At 72.7% G+C, this 19,287-nt stretch carries 21 protein-coding genes and 1 pseudogene; 13 read left to right on the top strand and 9 right to left on the bottom strand.

Annotated features, from left to right (window positions below):
- Positions 1 to 57: 57 nt before the first annotated feature.
- The gene (locus tag ABD831_RS11220; RefSeq protein WP_344945994.1) at positions 58 to 555 is read right to left on the bottom strand and encodes a MarR family winged helix-turn-helix transcriptional regulator; all 498 of its coding nucleotides are present in this window, start codon (positions 553 to 555) and stop codon (positions 58 to 60) included.
- A 39-nt stretch (positions 556 to 594) separates the two neighbouring features.
- Between ABD831_RS11220 and ABD831_RS11225 the strand changes: the two genes are divergently transcribed.
- The 10 genes from ABD831_RS11225 (at position 595) to ABD831_RS11270 (ending at position 10,132) form a co-directional block, all read left to right on the top strand.
- Positions 595 to 1,545 carry a DMT family transporter gene (locus ABD831_RS11225; RefSeq protein WP_344945997.1) on the top strand — a complete coding sequence of 317 codons (951 nt, stop codon included), beginning with the start codon at positions 595 to 597 and terminating at the stop codon, positions 1,543 to 1,545.
- Between the two features lie 8 nt (positions 1,546 to 1,553).
- Positions 1,554 to 1,700 carry a hypothetical protein gene (locus tag ABD831_RS11230; protein ID WP_344946000.1) on the top strand — a complete coding sequence of 49 codons (147 nt, stop codon included), beginning with the start codon at positions 1,554 to 1,556 and terminating at the stop codon, positions 1,698 to 1,700.
- Positions 1,701 to 1,799: 99 nt separating this feature from the next.
- Positions 1,800 to 3,167, top strand: coding sequence for a dihydrolipoyl dehydrogenase family protein (locus tag ABD831_RS11235; RefSeq protein ID WP_344946003.1), 1,368 nt, complete (start codon positions 1,800 to 1,802; stop codon positions 3,165 to 3,167).
- A 202-nt stretch (positions 3,168 to 3,369) separates the two neighbouring features.
- Complete coding sequence (locus ABD831_RS11240; protein WP_344946006.1) at positions 3,370 to 4,233, top strand: HAD family hydrolase; 864 nt, start codon at positions 3,370 to 3,372, stop codon at positions 4,231 to 4,233.
- 22 nt (positions 4,234 to 4,255) lie between these two features.
- The gene (locus tag ABD831_RS11245) at positions 4,256 to 5,158 is read left to right on the top strand and encodes a hypothetical protein (protein ID WP_344946009.1); all 903 of its coding nucleotides are present in this window, start codon (positions 4,256 to 4,258) and stop codon (positions 5,156 to 5,158) included.
- Between the two features lie 48 nt (positions 5,159 to 5,206).
- A complete protein-coding gene (locus tag ABD831_RS11250; RefSeq protein WP_142179382.1) occupies positions 5,207 to 5,638 on the top strand; it encodes a YciI family protein in 432 nt (143 codons plus the stop codon).
- A gap of 124 nt (positions 5,639 to 5,762) precedes the next feature.
- The gene (locus ABD831_RS11255) at positions 5,763 to 7,058 is read left to right on the top strand and encodes an RNA polymerase sigma factor (RefSeq protein WP_344946012.1); all 1,296 of its coding nucleotides are present in this window, start codon (positions 5,763 to 5,765) and stop codon (positions 7,056 to 7,058) included.
- Between the two features lie 86 nt (positions 7,059 to 7,144).
- A complete protein-coding gene (locus ABD831_RS11260) occupies positions 7,145 to 7,978 on the top strand; it encodes a uracil-DNA glycosylase family protein (RefSeq protein WP_344946015.1) in 834 nt (277 codons plus the stop codon).
- The gene (locus tag ABD831_RS11265; RefSeq protein WP_344946018.1) at positions 7,963 to 9,342 is read left to right on the top strand and encodes an amidohydrolase family protein; all 1,380 of its coding nucleotides are present in this window, start codon (positions 7,963 to 7,965) and stop codon (positions 9,340 to 9,342) included. Before ABD831_RS11260 ends, ABD831_RS11265 begins: the two co-directional genes overlap by 16 nt.
- A gap of 178 nt (positions 9,343 to 9,520) precedes the next feature.
- Positions 9,521 to 10,132 carry a hypothetical protein gene (locus tag ABD831_RS11270; RefSeq protein WP_344946021.1) on the top strand — a complete coding sequence of 204 codons (612 nt, stop codon included), beginning with the start codon at positions 9,521 to 9,523 and terminating at the stop codon, positions 10,130 to 10,132.
- Between the two features lie 138 nt (positions 10,133 to 10,270).
- On the opposite strand, the gene ABD831_RS11275 is transcribed toward ABD831_RS11270, so the two are convergent.
- The 7 genes and pseudogenes from ABD831_RS11275 to ABD831_RS11305 form a co-directional block, all read right to left on the bottom strand.
- A complete protein-coding gene (locus tag ABD831_RS11275) occupies positions 10,271 to 11,323 on the bottom strand; it encodes a TerC family protein (RefSeq protein WP_344946024.1) in 1,053 nt (350 codons plus the stop codon).
- Between the two features lie 174 nt (positions 11,324 to 11,497).
- Positions 11,498 to 12,205: pseudogene (locus tag ABD831_RS11280) on the bottom strand (NADPH-dependent F420 reductase); the annotation flags it as partial.
- 81 nt (positions 12,206 to 12,286) lie between these two features.
- Positions 12,287 to 13,663, bottom strand: a complete 1,377-nt coding sequence (locus ABD831_RS11285) for a HAMP domain-containing sensor histidine kinase (protein WP_344946027.1) — start codon at positions 13,661 to 13,663, stop codon at positions 12,287 to 12,289.
- Positions 13,660 to 14,460, bottom strand: coding sequence for a response regulator transcription factor (locus ABD831_RS11290; RefSeq protein WP_344946030.1), 801 nt, complete (start codon positions 14,458 to 14,460; stop codon positions 13,660 to 13,662). The genes ABD831_RS11285 and ABD831_RS11290 overlap by 4 nt, the downstream gene beginning before the upstream one ends.
- A 77-nt stretch (positions 14,461 to 14,537) precedes the next feature.
- Positions 14,538 to 15,026, bottom strand: coding sequence for a DedA family protein (locus ABD831_RS11295; protein ID WP_344946033.1), 489 nt, complete (start codon positions 15,024 to 15,026; stop codon positions 14,538 to 14,540).
- A 63-nt stretch (positions 15,027 to 15,089) separates the two neighbouring features.
- Positions 15,090 to 15,650: a cysteine hydrolase family protein gene (locus ABD831_RS11300; protein ID WP_344946036.1), complete on the bottom strand. Its 561-nt coding sequence runs from the start codon at positions 15,648 to 15,650 to the stop codon at positions 15,090 to 15,092.
- Between the two features lie 72 nt (positions 15,651 to 15,722).
- Positions 15,723 to 16,184, bottom strand: coding sequence for a VOC family protein (locus ABD831_RS11305; protein ID WP_425582813.1), 462 nt, complete (start codon positions 16,182 to 16,184; stop codon positions 15,723 to 15,725).
- 162 nt (positions 16,185 to 16,346) lie between these two features.
- Here ABD831_RS11305 and ABD831_RS11310 point away from each other — a divergent pair, with 162 nt between their 5' ends.
- From ABD831_RS11310 to ABD831_RS11320, 3 genes are all read left to right on the top strand, one after another.
- A complete protein-coding gene (locus tag ABD831_RS11310) occupies positions 16,347 to 17,213 on the top strand; it encodes an RNA methyltransferase (protein ID WP_344946039.1) in 867 nt (288 codons plus the stop codon).
- Between the two features lie 185 nt (positions 17,214 to 17,398).
- A complete protein-coding gene (locus tag ABD831_RS11315; RefSeq protein WP_142179372.1) occupies positions 17,399 to 18,034 on the top strand; it encodes a VOC family protein in 636 nt (211 codons plus the stop codon).
- A 147-nt stretch (positions 18,035 to 18,181) separates the two neighbouring features.
- Positions 18,182 to 18,868 (top strand): response regulator, encoded by a 687-nt coding sequence (locus tag ABD831_RS11320; RefSeq protein ID WP_344946043.1) that lies wholly within the window; start codon positions 18,182 to 18,184, stop codon positions 18,866 to 18,868.
- A gap of 69 nt (positions 18,869 to 18,937) precedes the next feature.
- Here ABD831_RS11320 and ABD831_RS11325 read toward each other — a convergent pair whose 3' ends face one another.
- Positions 18,938 to 19,276, bottom strand: a complete 339-nt coding sequence (locus ABD831_RS11325; RefSeq protein ID WP_344946047.1) for a VOC family protein — start codon at positions 19,274 to 19,276, stop codon at positions 18,938 to 18,940.
- Between the last annotated feature and the right edge of the window lie 11 nt (positions 19,277 to 19,287).

Consider the following 19,287-nt stretch of genomic DNA (forward strand, 5'->3'; position numbering starts at 1 on the left):
GGCAGCGTAGGCCGATGCCGGCGAGCGTGTCCGGCCGTCCACGACGACGGCTGACGGTCAGACGCCGAGGGACTCCCCGAGCTTCCCGAGCAGCCGGGCCAGCGTCGCGCGCTCGCCGGCGCTGAGCGGCTCGAGCAGCCGCGCCTCGTTGGCGAAGTGCTCGGGGGCTGCACGGTCGATGAGCTCGCGGCCCTTCTCGGTCAGCACGACGATGCGGCTGCGGCGGTCTCCGTCGGAGACGCGGCGCTCGACGAGCCCTGCGCCCTCGAGCCGGTCGAGCCGCTTGGTCACGGCGCCGGACGTCACCATCGTCTGGTCCATGAGCTCGGTGGGCGTCAGCTCGTAGGGCTCACCCGTGCGCCGCAGGGTCGCGAGCACGTCGAAGTCGCCCTCGCCGAGGCCGTGCGCGTTGTAGACCTTGACCAGCTCGGTCGTCAGGGCCAGGGCGACGCGGTGCAGCCGGCCGATGACGAGCACGGGGCTCACGTCGAGCTCGGGCCGCACGGAGGCCCACTGGTCGACGACGTGCTGGGCATGGTCCTCGTGGCGGGGCATGCCTGGAATATATCTTCTCCGGAAGGTATTTTATCTTCCATGGAAGATAATCGAGCGCGCTGGGCGGACGTCGCGATGACGGCGCTCCCTGCCGCCATCTGGGGATCGACGTATGCCGTGACGCAGCAGTGGCTGCCACCTGGCCGCCCGCTCTTCGCCGCCACCGTGCGGGCCCTGCCGGTCGGCCTGCTCATGCTCCTGTGGCTCCGCCGCCTGCCGAAGGGTGACTGGTGGTGGCGCTCGCTCGTGCTCGGCTCACTCAACATCGGCCTCTTCTACGCACTGCTCTTCCTCGCGGCCTACCGCCTGCCGAGCGGTCTCGGCGCCACGCTGGTCGCCACGGCGCCGATGGTGACGATGGCCGTCGCCTGGCTGCTCCTGCGCCAGCGCCCCGCGCGAGTCTCCTTGGCAGCCGGCGGTGTCGGCCTCGTCGGGGTCGCCCTGCTCGTGCTTCAGAACGGGCTCGACAAACCCCTCGACCCTCTGGGGCTCGCCGCCGGGTTCCTCGCCGTCGTGCTCTCGTCGTTCGGCTTCGTGCTGACGCGAAAGTGGACGCCCACCGACGACGTGGTGACCATGACCGCGTGGCAGCTCGTCGCCGGAGGGCTCGTGCTCCTGCCGATCGGGCTCGTCATCGAGGGAGCGCCGCCGGCGCTCGACCTGCGCGCCGTCGGTGCCCTCGCCTACCTCGGGCTGCTGGGCAGCGGTGTCGCCTACGTGCTGTGGTTCCGCGGACTGTCGATCCTGGGTCCGACGTCGGCCTCGATCATCGGCCTCGTCAACCCGGTCGTCGGCGTGCTGCTCGGCGTCGTGCTCCTCGGTGAGCACTTCGGTCCCGTCCACCTCGTCGCCATGCTCCTCGTCGTCGGCAGCGTGCTGGTGGCACAGGAGCCCGTGCGCGACGGTCTGGCCCGCCGCTCGAGCCGAGCCCGCGGGTTGCGCTCCGGACAGGTGCGCGGAGCACCGCACCCGTCAGGAGCTCGTAGGTAGATTGCAGCGTGCCCTACTCGGTCGTGACCTCGTTCGGCTGGTACTGGTCGGGCAACGACTCGTGGCACGACTACATGCACTTCGACACGGGCTACCCGTCCCAGCCGCGCAGCGGGTTCCGCGTCACCGACGGCGCGGCCGGTCACGGCAGGTGATGACCGCCGCCCGAGCGCGAGCCCGCCCGCGTGCGGGAGCGCGCGTCACGGCATACGACCACCTCTTCCCACCGGGGCCCTCCCGGGTAAGGCTGTGGCATGGCCACTGACAGCAACCACACGTTCGACGTCATCGTCCTCGGTCTCGGGCCGGGCGGGGAGCACGTCGCCGGCAGCCTCGCCGAGCGCGGCCTGCGCGTCCTCGGGGTCGACCGCCGGCTCGTCGGCGGCGAGTGCCCCTACTGGGGCTGCATCCCGTCGAAGATGATGATCCGCGCGGCCGACGCCCTCGCCGAAGCGCGACGCGTCGACGGGCTGGCGGGCTCCGTCGGCGAGGTCACGCCCGACTGGTCGGTCGTCGCCACGCGCATCCGCGAGGAGGCCACCGACGGCTGGGACGACAAGGTCGCGGTCGACCGCCTGACGGGCAAGGGTGCGACCTTCGTGCGCGGCACCGGGCGCATCGCGGGGCCGGGGCGGGTCGACGTCGACGGCACCGCCTACACGGCGACCAGGGGCATCGTCGTCAACACCGGGACGACCGCCGCAGTGCCGCCGGTCGAGGGCCTGCACGACACGCCGTACTGGACCAACCACGAGATCATCGAGACCACCGAGCTGCCCGCCTCGCTCATCGGGCTCGGCGGCGGCGCCATCGGCTGCGAGCTGAGCCAGGTCATGGCCCGCTTCGGTGTCGACGTGACGATCGTCGAGGCCGCCGACCGCATCCTCGCGCTCGAGGAGCCCGAGGCGTCGGCCGCGCTGCAGCAGGCGCTCGAGGCCGATGGCATCACCGTGCGGCACGGCCTCGGCGCCGACAAGGTCACCCACGACGGCTCGGCCTTCACGGTCACCCTGGCCGACGGTTCCACCCTGACGGCGGAGAAGCTGCTCGTCGCGACGGGTCGGCGGGCCGACCCCGCCGCCGTCGGGCTCGACACGGTCGGCGTCGCGAAGGACGCGCGCACCGCGCCCGTCGACGACCGCTGCCACGTCACCGACGGCGTGTGGGCCGTCGGCGACATCACCGGCAAGGGTGCCTTCACGCACGTCTCGATGTACCAGGCCGGCGTCGTGATCCGTGACGTCCTCGGCGACGACGGCCCGCCGGCGGAGTATGCCGCCCTCCCGCGCGTCACGTTCACCGATCCCGAGGTGGGTGCCGTCGGGATGACCGAGGCGCAGGCGCGCGAGCAGCTGACCAACGTCCAAGTCGGGCTCACGCCGCTCGGCGAGACGACCCGTGGCTGGATCGCCAGGGCCGACGGCCTCATCAAGGTCGTGGCCGACGCCGACCGCGGCGTCCTCGTCGGCGCCACGACGATGGGCCCGGCCGGGGGAGAGGTGCTCGGAGCGCTCGCCGTGGCCGTCCACGGCGAGGTCCCGATCGACCGGCTCCGCTCGATGATCTACGCCTACCCGACGCTCCACCGCGGCATCGAGGACGCGCTCGGGCGACTCGCCTGAGTCCGGCCGTGCCGACCGACGACCACTGGTCGGTCGCATCGCCGGTCCGTGGCGCGTCGTGCGGCGTGTCGCCCGGTGTCGTCGACCAACGGTCGTCCGTCGGCCGGCGCCGGGGTGACGGGCGGGTGACGATCCGACAGCGCGCAGGCGACGAGCGTCCGGGGTCGCATGGACGCCCCGAGCCGGACGATACGGTGAGCGTATGGCACAGCGACTGCTCGCCCTCGACCTCGACGGCACGACCCTCAACCACATGGGCGAGCTCTCCGACCGCGTCCGCGACGCCGTGCAGGCCCTGCCCGACGACGTCGCCGTCGTCATCGCGACCGGCCGCTCGATCATCGCGACGACGCCGATCCTCGAGGCGCTCGGGCTGCGCGAGGGCTACGCGATCTGCTCCAACGGCGCCCTGACGCTCCAGCTCGATCCGCATGCGGCAGAGGGCTACTCGATCATCGACATGGTGACCTTCGACCCGCGCGCGGTGCTGGAGAAGATGCGCGTCGCCCTCCCCGACGCGCTCATCGCCGTCGAGGAGCCCGGCGTCGGTTTCAAGGTGAGCAAGCACTTCCCCGACGGCGAGCTCATGGGCCAGTCCCGCGAGGTCGAGTGGGACGAGCTCATCGCCCACCCCGTCACCCGTGTCACGCTCCGACAGCCCGAGGCGACGGCCGAGGAGTTCATGGAGCTCGTCGAGCGTGCCGGTCTCCACGGGGTGTCGTATGCCGTCGGCTGGTCCGCGTGGCTCGACATCAACCCCGAGGGCGTGTCCAAGGCAAGTGCCCTCGAGCTCGTCCGTCGCCAGCTGCGCGTCGAGCCGATCCACACCATCGCCTGCGGCGACCAGCGCAACGACCTCGAGATGCTGCACTGGGCCGCCTGGGGCGTCGCCATGGGCAACGCTCCCGACCAGGTCAAGGCCGTCGCCGACGAGGTCGCCGGCCACGTCGACGACGACGGCCTCGCCCCCGTCCTCGAAGCTGTCGCGCAGGCCGCCCGTGACGGTGTCCCCTTCCGCGAGGGCGTCGAGTCGACCGCGACGGTCCGGCTCGAGCTCGAGCTCTAGCCCGAACGGCAGGTCGTCCCGCGTGCCCATCGTCTTCGTCCACGGCGTCGCCGTCCGCGACGAGGACGCGGGGCTGGCCCGCGCGAGCAAGGCCATCGGCGAGGTGCCGTGGCCCGCGATCGAGGCGAAGCTGCGCGAGCACGTGGCACCCGCGATCTCGGACGACCCCGGCGGTGTGCCGGTCATGCGGATCTACTGGGGTGACCTCGGCGCCCACTTCGCGTTCGGTGGGCGGTCGCTCGTCTCGCGTCCCCTCGACCCGTCGGCTGCCGCCGAGGAGGCGCTCGCGGTCGCTGCCGACGCCGCGCTCGAGCCGCGCAGGGTCCGCGGGCTGCGCGGGGCCGCGACGTCGCTGCGCCGGCCGTTCGAGGACTTCGTGCCCGTCTTCCTCGGCGACGTCATGACCTACATCTCGACCCGGGGCACGGCGCAGGCTCCGGGGCCGATCATCGAGCGCGTGCTCGCCGGCCTCGACACCGCGGCCTTCGCCGCCGAGAGCCGGGGCGAGCCGCTCGTCGTGCTCACCCACAGCATGGGTGGGCAGATCGTCTACGACCTCGTCACGCACTTCCTGCCCCGGATGCCCGAGCACCGCGGCGTCCGGATCGACTACTGGTGCGCGGCTGCGTCGCAGGTCGGACTCTTCGAGGAGCTCGGGCTCTTCCTCGAGAGCGCGCCGGGCCGCGGTCCGGAGCCCACGGCATACCCTCCCTCCGAGCACCTCGGCGGCTGGTGGAACGTCTGGGACCACGCCGACCTGCTGAGCTTCCGCGCCGAGGGCGTCGTCGACGGGGTCGACGACTCGGCGTTCTTCGCGGCGGGCAGCCTCGCGACCGACCACTACCGCTACCTGGCGAACGCCGGCTTCTACCGGGCTCTCGCCGGTCGTGTCGAGAACTGGCTGGCCCGTTCGACGGAGGAGTGAGGCGGGACCACGGATCCCGCACCGACAGAGGAGACCACAGTGCGCTTCATGATCATCGTCCCGGCCAGCGGCGAGACCGAGCAGGGACTGAGTGGCAGCGAGCAGCAGTTCGCCGACATGCAGGCCTACAACGAGGAGATGCTCAAGGCCGGTGTCTTCGTCGACGGCCAGGGGCTGCACCCCTCGGCCAAGGGTGCGCGCGTCACGTACGAGGAGGGCGACTGGGTCGTCACCGACGGGCCGTTCGCCGAGGCCAAGGAGCTCATCGCCGGCTTCTCGATCATCGAGGTCAGCTCGCGCGAGGAGGCGATCGAATGGGTGAAGAAGTGGCCCACCTCCTGCGTCCCCGACCCGGGGCAGGCCCTCGAGCTGCGCCAGGTCTACTCGCCCGAGGACTTCGCCGACGTGCTCACGCCCGAGATGCTGGAGCGCGAGGAGCAGATGCGCGCCGAGGCCGCTCGCAACGCGGCTCAGGGCTGACGGCGATCCCGACGCGCGTTGTGACCCGCAACACACCGAGCAGACGCCAACCGCGTCGGCTGCAACCGCAGAGGTTGGCGATTGCTCGGTGTGTTGCCGGGGGCGGGCGTGCCAGAGTGTCGGGGTGTCATCCATCGCCGACCCCGGCCACACGACCGACGACGTCCGGCGCACCCTCGAGGCCGTCTGGCGCATCGAGGCCGCCAAGGTGACGGCCGTCGTCGCCCGCGTCGTGGGCGACGTCGGCCTCGCCGAGGACCTCGCGCAGGACGCGTTCGTGCAGGCGCTCGAGCAGTGGCCCCGCGACGGCATACCGCACAAGCCCGGCGCGTGGCTCACGTCGACCGCGCGCCGACGCGCCATCGACCGCATCCGCCGCGACGTCAACCTCGCGAGCAAGCTGCAGCAGGTGGGACATCTGGAGGAGCTGAGGGTGGCCGAGCTCGCAGAGGGCGACTTCGACGCGGCCCTCGAGGACATCGACGACGACGTGCTCGGGCTGATCTTCGCCGCCTGCCACCCGGTCCTCACCGCCCAAGCGCGGATCTCGTTGACGCTGAGGATGATCGGGGGACTCACGACGCGGGAGATCGCCCGGGCCTTCCTCACCACCGAGCCGACGGTCGCCCAGCGCATCTCGCGCGCCAAGCGGACCCTGAGCCAGGACGGCGTCACCATCGAGATCCCGTCCGGAGCCGAGCTGGCCCCGCGCCTGGCATCGGTGCTCGAGGTCGTCTACCTCATCTTCAACGAGGGGTATGCCGCGACGTCCGGCCGCGACTGGGTGCGCGGCGACCTCATGGAGGAGGCGATCCGGCTCGGGCGCGTCCTGTCCGCGCTGGCGCCCTCGGAGCCGGAGGTCCACGGGCTGCTCGCGCTCATGGAGATCCAGGCCTCGCGCACCCGGGCGCGCATCGGACGGGACGGCGAGCCGGTGCTGCTCCTCGACCAGGACCGCACGCGCTGGGACTGGGCGCTCATCCGGCACGCCCTCGCCGCTCTCGACCGCGCCGTGTCCCTCGTGGACCCGGCGCAGGGACAGACCGGGCCCTACGTGCTGCAGGCGGCGATCGCCGCCTGTCATGCCCGAGCCCGCACGGCCGACGCGACTGACTGGGCCCGCATCGTCGTGCTCTACTCGCAGCTCGGCGCGATCCGGCCGTCGCCGGTCATCGACCTCAACCGGGCGGTCGCGCTCTCCTACGCCGAGGGCCCGGCTGCAGCGCTCGCCGTCGTCGACGGGCTCGTCGCCGCAGGCGCGCTCACCGACTACCACCTGCTGCCGAGCGTCCGCGGGGACCTGCTCGCCCGGCTCGGCCGCGACGACGAGGCGCGCGCCGAGTTCGCCCGGGCCGCCGAGATGACGCAGAACGACGCCGAGAAGGCGTTGCTCCTGCGCCGCGCGTCCGGCGAGGACTGACGCTTCCACCGACACGTCGGATGTATCAGGACTACCGTCGAATCACCCTGCACTGACAACGGCTGTCGATCGGGTGGAGGTCTGCCATGGCCGCGGTGCACCAGAGCTGCGTCGGCTACGGCGCCGAGCCCTTCGCGTCCCTCGTCGCCGACTATCCGGGCGAGGAGGTCTACCCGTCCGCGGACTTCCGCACGGAGTGGGGGCCGATCTTCCACCGCGGGCGGCTCGACGGCAGCGCCCGCGTGCTCGTCCTCGGTCAGGATCCTGCGACGCACGAGGCGATCTCGCGCCGCATCCTCGTCGGTGAGGCCGGCCAGCGCGTGCAGGGGCTGCTCGCCAAGGTCGGTGTCGACACGGCATACGTCATGGTCAACGTCTACCTCTACAGCGTCTTCGGGCAGGCCGCCGGCACCCGGCACGCCAAGGACGAGCAGATCGCCGCCTACCGGCACCGTTGGCTCGACGCGCTGCTCGTCGGCACCGGCGTCACCGCGGTGGTCGCGCTCGGCGACCTCGCTGCCACGGCCTACCGGCTGTGGGCCCCCACCAGGCCGGACACGGCGGCGTCTCTTCACCTCGCCGCGATCCGGCACCCCACGTACCCAGAGGGATCCGCGCGCGCGTCCGGCAAGCCGCTCGCCGAGACGACCGCCGCGCTGCTCGCGAACTGGAACGAGCACCTCGCCGACCTCGCTGCGCACGTGACACCCGAGGGCCCGACCGACCTGACGCCGTATGCCGCCACGTGGGGTCCCACGGACCTCGCGCCGATCCCGGAGGTCGACCTCCCACCCGGCGCGCCGGCCTGGTGGCGCGACGTCGACGCGTGGGCCACGCGCTCCGGAGCCGACCCGCAGACGAAGCGCGCGACGATCAGCGTCGTCGTCCCGAAGGGAGCCCGTTCATGGCCGGCACTGTGAAGCGCACCGCCCCGGGGCCGTTCGCCGAGGCGTACGCCCGCGGCATCACGGAGGAGCTGCCCGAGCCGACGCGCCGCTCGCGCGCGCTGCCCCCGGCGCCCTTCGCGCTGCACGGCGCCGTCATCACGCCCGACGGTGCGTGGTCGAGTGGCTACGTCACGGTCGCCAACGGCCTCGTCGACCGCGTGTCGAAGCAGAAGCCGACCGACGTCGCGGTGCTCGAGACCGACGGCGTCATCCTGCCGGGACTCCTTGACCTGCACGGACACCCGGAGTTCAACGTCTTCGCGGCATGGGAGCCGCCCAAGCTCTACGACAACCGCTACGCGTGGCGCCGGTCCAAGCCCTACCAGGCGCTCGTCCGCGACCCTCAGAACATCCTCCTGACGCAGGTCCCGCCCAAGACACAGACCCGCTACGCCGAGGTGCGCGCCCTCGTCGGCGGCGTCACCGGCATCCAGGGCGCGTCCGGTGCGAGCAGCGCGTCGTCGGAGCCGCTCGTGCGCAACATCGACCAGTGGGCCTTCGGCGCACACCGCGCGAGGTCGATGATCGACCTGCCGTCCGGGTCGTTCGGGCTGCCGAGCTTCGAGGCCGTCATGAAGCGGATCGCCGCCGGCGACGTCAACGCGTTCTACCTCCACCTGTCCGAGGGGCGCCGCGGAGATGCGGTGAGCGCCAAGGAGTTCCAGCACTTCCTCGACCTCGGAGGCGCGACTCCGGCGACGAACATCATCCACGGAAGCGCCCTCACCGTCGACGACCTCCACACGGTGGCGGGACTCGGCTGCCGCCTCGTCTGGTCGCCGCAGTCGAACCTCCGGCTCTACGGCGAGACGACACTGGCCGGCGAGGCGATGGCGGCCGGGATGCCCGTCGCCCTCGGTGCCGACTGGCTGCCGTCCGGGTCGACGAGCCTGCTCGCCGAGATGAAGGTCGCACGTCGCGAGCTCGCCCGACAGGGCCACCCGATCGAGGCGGCAGACCTCGTCGCGATGGTGACGACGGTCGCGGCGCAGCTGGCCGGGCTCGACGAGCACCTCGGCTCGATCGCCGTCGGCCGGCCCGCCGACCTCGTCGTGCTCGAGCGGCACCACTCCGACCCCTACGAGAACGTCTGCCTCGCCGACCCCTCGTGGGTGGACCTCGTCTGCATCGGCGGCGACGTGACCTACGCCCGGGCCGACTGGTTCGGGACGCTCTCCGGGGCCGCGACCGGGACGACGATCGAGGACCTCACGGCGTGGGGCAAGCCGATGCGACTCGACACCGGCTTCCAGGGCGGCACCGACGTGCCGTCCCTCACGGCCGTCCGCACGGCGCTCACCGGTGCCTACCCGGCCGTGGGCCCGATCTTCGCCTGACGGCACCCCTGACCCCCGACGGACCGGGAGGTCCGGGAGCGGAAGGTCAGGCCACACGGCGTCCGTCCGCGACGGCCCTGCACTTCCGGGGAGCCTCCGGAGCCGGCGGGGCACGCCCGAACATGATCCGAACACGACCCGGACCAGGGCTTGACCCGGGTGCGCGAACGTAGGGGTCATGAACACCGACATGCGCCGGACGACCGGCCTCACGCGCTCCTCCACCGCCCTCGGTGCGGCCCTGCTCGTCCTCGGCAGCCTGACCCTCGGTGCCTGCTCGAAGACCGACGCGCCCGGCACCGCCGCCAGTGCCATCGGCGCCGGGCCTCAGCAGGTCGGGGCCGCCACCGACGGCGACACCATCGACCTCGTCTCGGCCGCCGTCCAGACCCCGGCGGCCGACGACACGGCCCAGGGCGCCGACACGGGCGACCGCAAGGGCCTGCGCGGCCGGATGCTCCGGGCCCTGCACGGCACGTGGGTCACCGAGAGCAAGGCCGGCCCGGTCACCCACCAGGCCGTCCGCGGCGACGTCACCGCCGTCTCGGGCAGCTCGATCACCGTCAAGGCCAAGGACGGCTTCTCGCTGACCTTCGCCGTCTCCGGCGACACGAGGATCCGGGTCCGCGCGAACGGCAAGGGCGCCGACTCGACCATCGGCGCGGTCAAGGTCGGCGCGAAGGCGCTCGTGTCCGGCGTCGGCGCGACGAACCCGACGGCCCGTGTCGTCGTCTTCAAGGTCATGACGTCCCAGCCCGGCGGCTCACCCTCCCCGAGCGCCACGAGCTGAGGCGCGGCACCCCGACGGAGACGGGCCGGACGGGTGCGGCAGACGAGGGAGGCGCCCCGCACCCGGCGGGACGCCTCCCTCATGACGTCCCACACGGCATACGACCGGGTATGCCGTGTGGCCGGCCCGTGCCCGTCGTCAGCCGTGCGGCAGCGACGAGGGCTCGTCCTCGGGCTCGTGCGCCTGCTCGTCCTCGGTCCGCTTGTTGCTCAGGATGCTCGTCACGGTCACGACGGCGAGGATGCCGAGGATGACGCCGAGCGAGAGGAGCGTCGGGATCTCCGGGACGCCCGGCCACACGCCGTGCGCCCAGTGCAGGACGAGCTTGACGCCGATGAAGGCGAGGATGAGCGACAGGCCGTGACCGAGGTGCACCAGCTTGGCCAGGGCCCCCTCGAGCACGAAGTAGAGCGCGCGCAGGCCGAGCAGGGCGAACGCGTTGGTCGCGAAGACGAGGTACGGGTCGCCGGTGATGCCGTAGACCGCGGGCACCGAGTCGATGGCGAAGACGATGTCGGTGCCGAGGATCGCGATGGCGACCAGCGCGAGCGGTGTGAGCGCCCGGCGACCGTCACGTCGGACCGTGAGGTTCGTGCCGGCATACGCGTCGGTGACGGGGTAGAAGCGGCGGATCAGCTTGACGCTGCGCAGCTCGTCCACATCGATGCTGTGGTCGGCGTCGGACAGCGCGTCCCGGCCGACCTTGACGGCCGTCGCGAGCAGGATCGCGCCGAAGAGCAGGAAGGTCCAGGCGAAGCTCGCGATCATCTGCGCGCCGAGGGCGATGAAGATGCCACGGAGCACGAGGGCGCCGCCGACGCCGATGAGGAGCACCCGCTGGCGCAGCTCGCGGGGCACCGCGAACGCCGAGAGCAGGATGATGAAGACGAAGAGGTTGTCGACCGACAGCGACTTCTCGACGAGGTAGCCGGTGTAGTACTCGACCCCCTGCTGGGAGCCGTACTGCCACCAGAGCCAGCCGCCGAACACGACGGGGATCGCGATGTAGAAGGCCGACCAGCCGATCGCCTCGCGCATGCTCGGGTCGTGCGGGCGACGGGTGATGAGGAAGTCGACGACGAAGAGCGCGGCGACGCCGGCGACGGTCGCGATCCACAGCGTGGGCGAGCCGATCGACTCGGAGGTCGCGGCGGTGGGCGGCGCTGCGGCCGCGGACAGGGCAGTGAGCATGGGTCTCCTCAGAACGCGATGTCTGAGGTCTCCTTCACCGACTGCCGCCGGCCACGAACCGGGGTGGTCGTCGGACCACCGTACTGACCGGAGCGTGCGAGGAAGTACTCCCCTCGCGGCTGAGTCTAGGTGCGCTCCGGTCAGTGCCCAAATGCCCTGTCCAGGGTGCGGTGGTCAGACCTCGCGGGTGGCGCGCATCGCCAGCCCAGCGACCTCGTCGCTCCCGGCCCGGCGCGCACCGGCCGCCCAGTCGCTCTCGTCGGCGGCATACACCGTGCCGTAGGCCGGCTGGCCGGGCTGGGTGCGCCAGCCTTCGGCGAGCGGGCCGAGGTCGAGGGTGTCGTAGCCGAGCGCGTCGAGCGCCACGCGCACCGTGTGCTTGGCGTCCGCGTCGTCGCCCGCGATGGCGAGGGCGCTGCGCTCGTCGGAGCCGGCGGGCTCGGCGGGACGGGCGAGGTCGCGCAGGTGCTGGAAGAAGATGTTGTTGAAGCCCTTGACGACGTGCGACTGCGGCAGGTGGGCCTGCAGCAGCTCGGAGCTCGTCGTGGAGCCGTCGTCGAGGGACTCGACCTGGCCGTCGCGCTGCGGGCAGTAGTTCATCGTGTCGATGACGACCTTGCCCGCGAGCTCGTCGACGGGGATGTCGCGGTAGGCCTTGAGCGGGATCGTCACGACGACGAGGTCGCCGGCGGCCGCCGCCTCCGCAGCCGTCGCGGCCCGGGCGTGCGGGCCGAGCTCGCTGACGAGGTCCGCGAGAGTCTCCGGCCCCCTGCTGTTGCTGAGCACGACGTCGTGGCCGGCCGCGATCGCGAGCCGGGCGACGGTGCTGCCGATGTTGCCGCTTCCGATGAATCCCCAGGTGGTCATGGCGTGGTCAACCGCCCCGGGGTGGTCGACATTCCACGGGCCTGACGGTCAGACCGATCCGGTATGCCGTCTGCTGCCTCCGCCGCCCGTCTGCCGTCACGAGGGGGCGGGGTGGGGGAGGCGCAGGGTGAAGCGGGCGCCGCCCTCGGATGCGTGTCCGGCCTCGACGGTGCCGCCGAGCAGCTGGGCCAGGCGGCCGACGATGGCCAGGCCGAGGCCGGTGCCGACGGGTCGGAGGCCGCGGTAGCGCTCGTGCAGGACGGAGGGTTCGAACGCGACGGGGAGGTCGTCGTCGGTCAGGCCCGGTCCACCGTCGCGCACCTCGACGACGTCGGCGCCTGCCTCTCGGCGCACCTCGACGACGATGGGCCGCCCGGACGGCGTGACCCGTAGGGCGTTCTCGAGCAGCCCGTCGACGAGCTGGCGCACGCGGGCGGGATCGGTGACCGTCCAGGCGTCGGCGACGGCCGGCGCGTAGGTGAAGGGGACCCCGACGGCCGCGCACCGCCTGGACCAGACGGACTCGACGTCGCGGCCGAGCGCGACGAGGTCGGTGCGCTCCAGGGCGACGCTCGGGCGGTCGGCGCCGAGCCTGGCGAGGTCGAGCAGGTCGCCGACGAGGCGCTCGAGTCGTTTGGCCTCGGTGAGGACGACGCCACCGACGCGGGCCGTCTCGTCGGGCGGCACGACCCCGCTCGCGAGCGACTCGGCGTAGCCGCTGATCCCGGTGAGCGGTGTGCGCAGGTCGTGCGACACCGACAGGAGGAAGTCGCGCTGACGCCCCTCCGACCGGGAGAGCGAACCGGTCAGGGCGTTGAGCGCGCTCGCCACCTCGGCGACCTCGTGGGGACCCTCGACGGGGACGTGCACGTCGCGCCGACCGGCCGCGAGCGCGTGGGCCGCGTCGGCCGTGCGCCGCAGCGGACGCGACAGGCGCCGGGCCACGGCGATGCTGACGGCTGCGGCCACGGCCGCCGCGATGAGGAGGGCCAGCAGCACGCGCCGGACGAGGCGGTCGGAGTCGGCCGTGGCGTCCGACCGGCGCTGGACCAGCACGATGCCGCCCGCGTCGGTGGGTCGACCCTCGATGAGCACGAGCGTGCCGGCGAGGTCGTCGCGCGCCGAGACGGTGCGCCCGGCGAGCAGGGCCCGCTGGCGTGCCGGGGTCAGGGCGTCCCGGGCCAGGGGGCTCGTCGACGTCACGGCGCCACCGCGGCCGATGCTCGCCGACTCGATGCCCAACGCGCCCAGCGTGCGCACGGCCCGGTTCTGCGCGACTCGCGCCGCAGCACCGGAGTCGGCGCGCTCGGCCGCGGCGTCGGCGATCCGGGCGAGCGTGGTCCGCGCCGCGTCGTCGACCGACGTGCGGGTCAGGCCGACGGCGAGCAGGCCCGCGAGGAGCGCGGTCAGCACCGCGATGCCGACGGCCAGCAGGACGATCCGCCGCGACAGCGAGCCGCGCGCCGTCGTCACGATCGGGGTCCGGGGTCGCTCGCGCCCTCGAGCGCGCCGTCGCCTGTGTCAGTGGGAGCACCCGCCGGGCGGTCGCGCGGAGCCCGCTCGGCGGCATACCCGACGGAGCGCACGGTGCGGATGGGACTGGCGTCGCCGAGCTTGGCACGGACCTGCGCCACGTGGACGTCGACGGTGCGCGCCCCGGCGGTGGCGGCATACCCCCAGACGTCGCTGAGCAGCTGCTCGCGGGTGAAGACCACCCCCGGCCGACGCAGTAGATGGCTCAACAGGTCGAACTCCGTTGCCGTCAGGGCGATCTCGCGGCCGGCGATCCGGACCTCGTGGCTCGTCAGGTCGAGCGTGAGCTCGCCCGCACGCAGCACCTCGGCGGTGGTCGTCTCCCCGCGCGTGCGCCTCAGCACGCCCCCGAGTCGCGCCACGAGCTCGCGGGGTGAGAAGGGCTTGGTGACGTAGTCGTCCGCGCCGAGCTCGAGCCCCACGATGCGATCGACCTCGTCCTCGCGCGCCGTCACGAACAGCACCGGTGTCCAGTCGCCGCGACCGCGCAGCCGCCGGCACACCTCGATGCCGTCGAGCACGGGCAGCCCGATGTCGAGCACGATGGCGCTCGGCCGCAGGTCGCGTGCCGCCTCGAGCGCGCTCGCGCCGTCGCCCACCACCTCGACGCCGTAGCCGGCGGCACGCAGGTTGAGCCGCAGCACGTCGGCGATGGCCGGCTCGTCCTCGACGACGAGCACGAGGCCGCGACCGGGCACCGGGCGTCGGTCGGCGCTGGCGCCGGGCTCAGGGGACACGCTCGCAGCGTAGTGAGCGCGGGCCGCACCCGCGTCACGCTCGTGTTCGGGTCGTGTCAGGGCCTGTCCCACCCCGCTCAGTCGACGGGGACGAAGCGCTCACTCGACGGGGTCCGGGCGCGGCGGCGGCGGGCCACGAGCCAGGCGACCACGGCGGCGGCGACGACGACCACGACGAGGACGCCCCACCACGACCCGGCCTCGGCCGCGAGCCACGCCTGCACGACCGCGAGGCCGATCGTCGCGTAGAGCACGGCCCAGATGACCGACCCGACGACGGCTGCGGGCAGGTACCAGCGCAGCGGCATGCGGACCACCCCGGCCGTGAGGTGGATCGCGGTCTGGATGCCGACGGTGAGGTAGGACAGCGTCACCGCGAAGGGTCCGAAGCGGTGGATCAGGCGCTCGGCGCGCGCCGTCAGGTCGCCGTGCGCGCCGCGGTAACGGCGCCAACCGGCGACCGCGCCGCGGCCCACCCAGTACGTGCCGTTGGACCGCACCATGGCGCTCGCGAAGAGCGCGAGGAACGCCTGCCAGAAGGGCAGGGCGGCCAACGTGTCGAGCATGCCCCAAGCCTAGGCGGGCGGGGCGGAGGCCCCGCCCGGGGCCGGCCGAGACCGAGGACCGGCTCAGCGCGGGCCGAAGTCCACCTCGGCTGCCGGTGTCACGTCACCCGTGCGGCCCGGGGCGTCGGACCAGCTCCAGTACGTGTTGGTGTGGGCGATGACCTGCTCGGGGCTGACGGGGACGCCCCACTGGCGCAGGTCCTCGGTCGTGTGGGCGTCTTCGACGAGCGTCGCGTCGTAGCCGCGGACGAGCGCGCCGTGCAGGGTCGAGCGGATGCACGCGTCGGTCTGGGCGCCGGTCACGACGAGCCGTCCCACCTGACGCTCGGCGAGGAGCGACTCGAGGTCGGTGTCCTCGAACGAGTCGCCGTAGCGCTTGTGGACGACCGGCTCGGACTCGTGCCGGACCAGCTCGGGAACGTACTGCCACCCGTCCGAGTCCCGGGGCATCTGGTCGTCGGAGTGCTGCACCCAGACGACGGGCACGTCCTCGGCCCTGGCGCGCTCGACAAGGGTGTTGATGCGGCCGATGACGCCGTCGCGGTCCCACGCGTGCTCGACGACCTGGTTCTGGACGTCGATGACGAGCAGGGCCGTGTTGGGCCGTTCTTCGAGAGTGGTCATGGTCTCGCGCGCCTCCCGGTCTCCGTTGTCCCTTTCCTCGACGCTACGCCGACGCACCGACAGCCGGGGCGTTCACGTCGTGAGGGAAGGTGCGACGGAAGGTGTGACGGAAGGTGCGACGAGCAGGCAGAACGGATGGCCGGCCGGGTCGGCGAGCACGACGAGCGGCTCGCCCTCGTCGCCGGTGCCGTCGAGGAGCACCTTCGCGCCGAGCGCGATCGCCCGCTCGCGGTGTCGTTCGAGCTCGCCGGTCGACGCCACGGCATAGTCCACGTGCAGCTGCATCGGCACGTCGTGCGAGGGCCACGTCGAGCGGGGGAGTGGCCCGTCGACCTGCTGGAACGCGAGCCGCCGCACCCCGTCCGCATCGAGCAGCACGAGCCAGTCGGCGTCGTCCCGACCCTCGGCGGGCGGCTCGTCGCCCGGTCGGTAGCGCAGCCCGAGCAGCTCGCGATAGAACTCCGCGAGCCCGCGGGCGTCCTCCGTGTCGAGCGCGGTGTGCATGAGTCGCGGGTATGCCGTCTGCTCCGTCACAGGCCCTCCTCGGCCGGTCGTGCCCCCGGTGGACGTACCCGGTGGGACCGCCCCACCCCGCAACACACCGAGCAGATGCCAACTCCGGCGGCTGCAACCGGGTGGGTTGCGATCTGCTCGGTGTGTTGCGGGGTCAAGCGCGGGTGGGATGCTGGGCTCGCCATGAGCGACCTGACGCGCCCGACCCACCCCTCCCGCGAGCTGACGATCACGTCGGCGGCCAACCCGCGCCTCAAGGGCCTGCTCGCCCTGCGCCGGCGCCGCACCCGCGAGGAGACCGGCCAGACGCTCGTCGAGGGCTACGAGGAGATCGGTCTCGCCCTGTCCGCCGGCGTGCGACCCAGCACGGTCTACGTCTGCGAGGCGCTCTTCAGCCCCTCCGGCCGGGCCGGGTCCCAGGACATCGGCCACCAGACCGACCTGCTCACCCGCCTGCGCGACGACCGCGTCGAGGTCGTGCACCTGAGCCGCAGCGCCTTCGAGAAGGTCAGCTACCGCGAGGGCCCCGACGGGCTCATCGCCGTCGTCGACCGCGTCGGTGTCACCCTCGCCGACCTGCGCGTCGACGGACCCGACCACCTCACCCTGCTCAGCCAGGGCGTCGAGAAGCCGGGCAACCTCGGCGCCATGCTCCGCACCGCCGACGCGGCCGGGGTCGACGCCGTCGTCGCAGCGGACCCGGTCACCGACTGGGGCAACCCCAACGTCGTGCGCGCGAGCAAGGGCACCGTCTTCGCCGTCCCTGCCGCGAGCGCCACGACGGCCGAGGCTCTCGAGTGGCTCGCGGCGAACGACATCCGCCTCGTCGTCACGACCCCCGAGACCGACCTGCTGCACACCGATGTCGACTACACCGGCCGCGTCGCCATCGCCGTCGGCAGCGAGAAGCACGGCGCCGACCGCGCCCTCCTCGACGCCGCGACCCACCGCGTCCGCATCCCCATGTTCGGCCTGGCCAACAGCCTCAACGTCTCCGCGTCGGCCGCGATCGTGCTCTACGAGGCGGTCCGCCAGCGCGACGCCCGCTGAACGTCGGCCTCACGTCGGCCTCACGCCAGCCTCACGCCAGCGGCCCGTCAGCCGCCTCGGCGAGCGCGCGACACGGCATACGAGATGACGCTCAGGTTTCGTTCAGGTGACGCCCCGGACGAGCCCCGCAGCGAAGGGGGAGGGCTGGTCAAGAGCACCCCTTCGCGTGTGTCACGATGTTCTGTATGCGAGTTGACCACGTCTCTTATGCGGCAGAGGCCGGTGGCCTCAAGGCCACGGCCGCTCGGCTGTCCGAGCTCATCGGCGTCGCGCCGGTCGATGGCGGGGTGCACCCCCGGTTCGGCACGCGCAACGTCATCTTCCCCCTGGCCAAGGACCACTACCTCGAGGTCGTCGAGGTGCTGGACCACCCGGCCTCCGACAAGGCGCCCTTCGGCCAGGCCGTTCGCGCCGCCTCCGAGGCCGGCGGCGGCTGGCTCGGCTGGGTCGTCGCCGTCGACGACATCGCCAAGGTCGAGCAGCGCCTCGGCCGCGAGTCGGTCCCGGGCAACCGGCACCGCCCCGACGGCACCGAGCTCAAGTGGCGCCAGCTCGGCATCAAGGGCCTCATGGCGGACCCGCAGGTCCCCTACTTCATCGAGTGGGACGACATGACGGTGCACCCCTCCGCGGGCGCCGACACGTCGGTCTCGATCGACAACCTCCAGATCGCCGGTGACCCCAAGCGCGTGCGCGAGTGGCTCGGCCCGGAGGACACCTTCGACAAGGGCGGCATCGACTTCACGTTCGTCGCGCCCCACGGCACGCCTGGCCTGCTGTCGGTCACCTTCGACACCCCCAGGGGCAAGGTCACCATCTGACCGGCTCCAACTCGCACGCCTGACGGCGGCCACCCCTCGGGGTGGCCGCCGTTCGTCGTCCCGGGGACCTCTCCGACTGCGTATGCCGGGTGGCACCGCCTGCCCGTCCTGCGCGGTCTGCGGGAGGGCTCGGGTTAGGGTGCCGAGATGCTTCAGGACCCGGTGCGGGGGCGTGACCGTCGACGTGGAGCGGCGGCGCTCGACCTCGAGTCGCTGCCGCGCGAGGTCCGGTCCGCGGTGGAGGCGATGGTCGCCGGAGGCGAGGTCACGCTGCGCCGCGCGGGCCGTGACGTCGGGGTGCTGGCCTTCCGCCCGAGCGTGCTCGAGGGGCTGGTCGTGTCCGGGCCGCCGGGTGCCGGGTCCCGGCCCGAGGCCCCCGAGGATCGTCACGGGCGCGTGCCCGACGGAGTCACCGTGGTGGCGACCGTGACGAAGATGTCCGACGCCGCGCGCCGCCGCCTCTCCGACGAGCTGGGACCCGACTACATCGTTCTCGACCTCATGAGGGCGCCCTCGACCGCCGACGTGGTCCTGACGCACCCGGTGAGTCCGCAGGCCCTCGGCTCGCTCCGTGCCGAGTTCCCGAGCGCCCGGGTCATCGTGACCGAGATCGACGACGACGAGCTCGGCGTCACCCAGCTGGGACCCGTGAGCCGGCTGCTCGCTGCCGGCGCGTCGGCCTACCTGCCGCCCCGGCCGTTGAGCGAGGTCGCGTCGAGCGTTCATGCCTACCTCACCGGCTCGGGCGCGCCGCAGCTCACATCGGCTGCCGACGCTTCGGCGCCGGTCGCCGCCCTGCCGTGGTCAGCCGAGAGGACCGCGCCACCCGGTTGAGGTATCCGGCCCGTGGAGTCGTGGGGCCGAACACCTCAACCCGTCGGCGCCGATACCAGTGGGTCTCCCTCAGGACTCGACGCAGAACTCGTTGCCCTCGGGGTCGGCCATGACCACCAGGTCTCCGTCGCTGCCGACGACGGTCGCGCCCAGGGCGACGAGCCGCTCGACCTCGGCCTCGACCGTGTCCATGGTCCTCAGGTCGAAGTGCTGCCGGTTCTTCGCCGTCTTCGGCTCGGGGACGCGCTGGAACCACAGCGTGGGTCCTCCCCATCCGGCCGGCTCGACCCACGCGCGCTCCGCAGTGCTGTCCTCGTCGACGTTCGACCCGAGCGCCGCCGCCCAGAAGGCCGCGAGCCGCATCGTGTCCGCCGCGTCGAACGTCACCGACTTCACGAAAGCCACCATGGTCCGAACCT

It is taken from the genome of Terrabacter ginsenosidimutans, assembly GCF_039539425.1.
Classification (GTDB): Bacteria; Actinomycetota; Actinomycetes; order Actinomycetales; family Dermatophilaceae; genus Terrabacter; species Terrabacter ginsenosidimutans.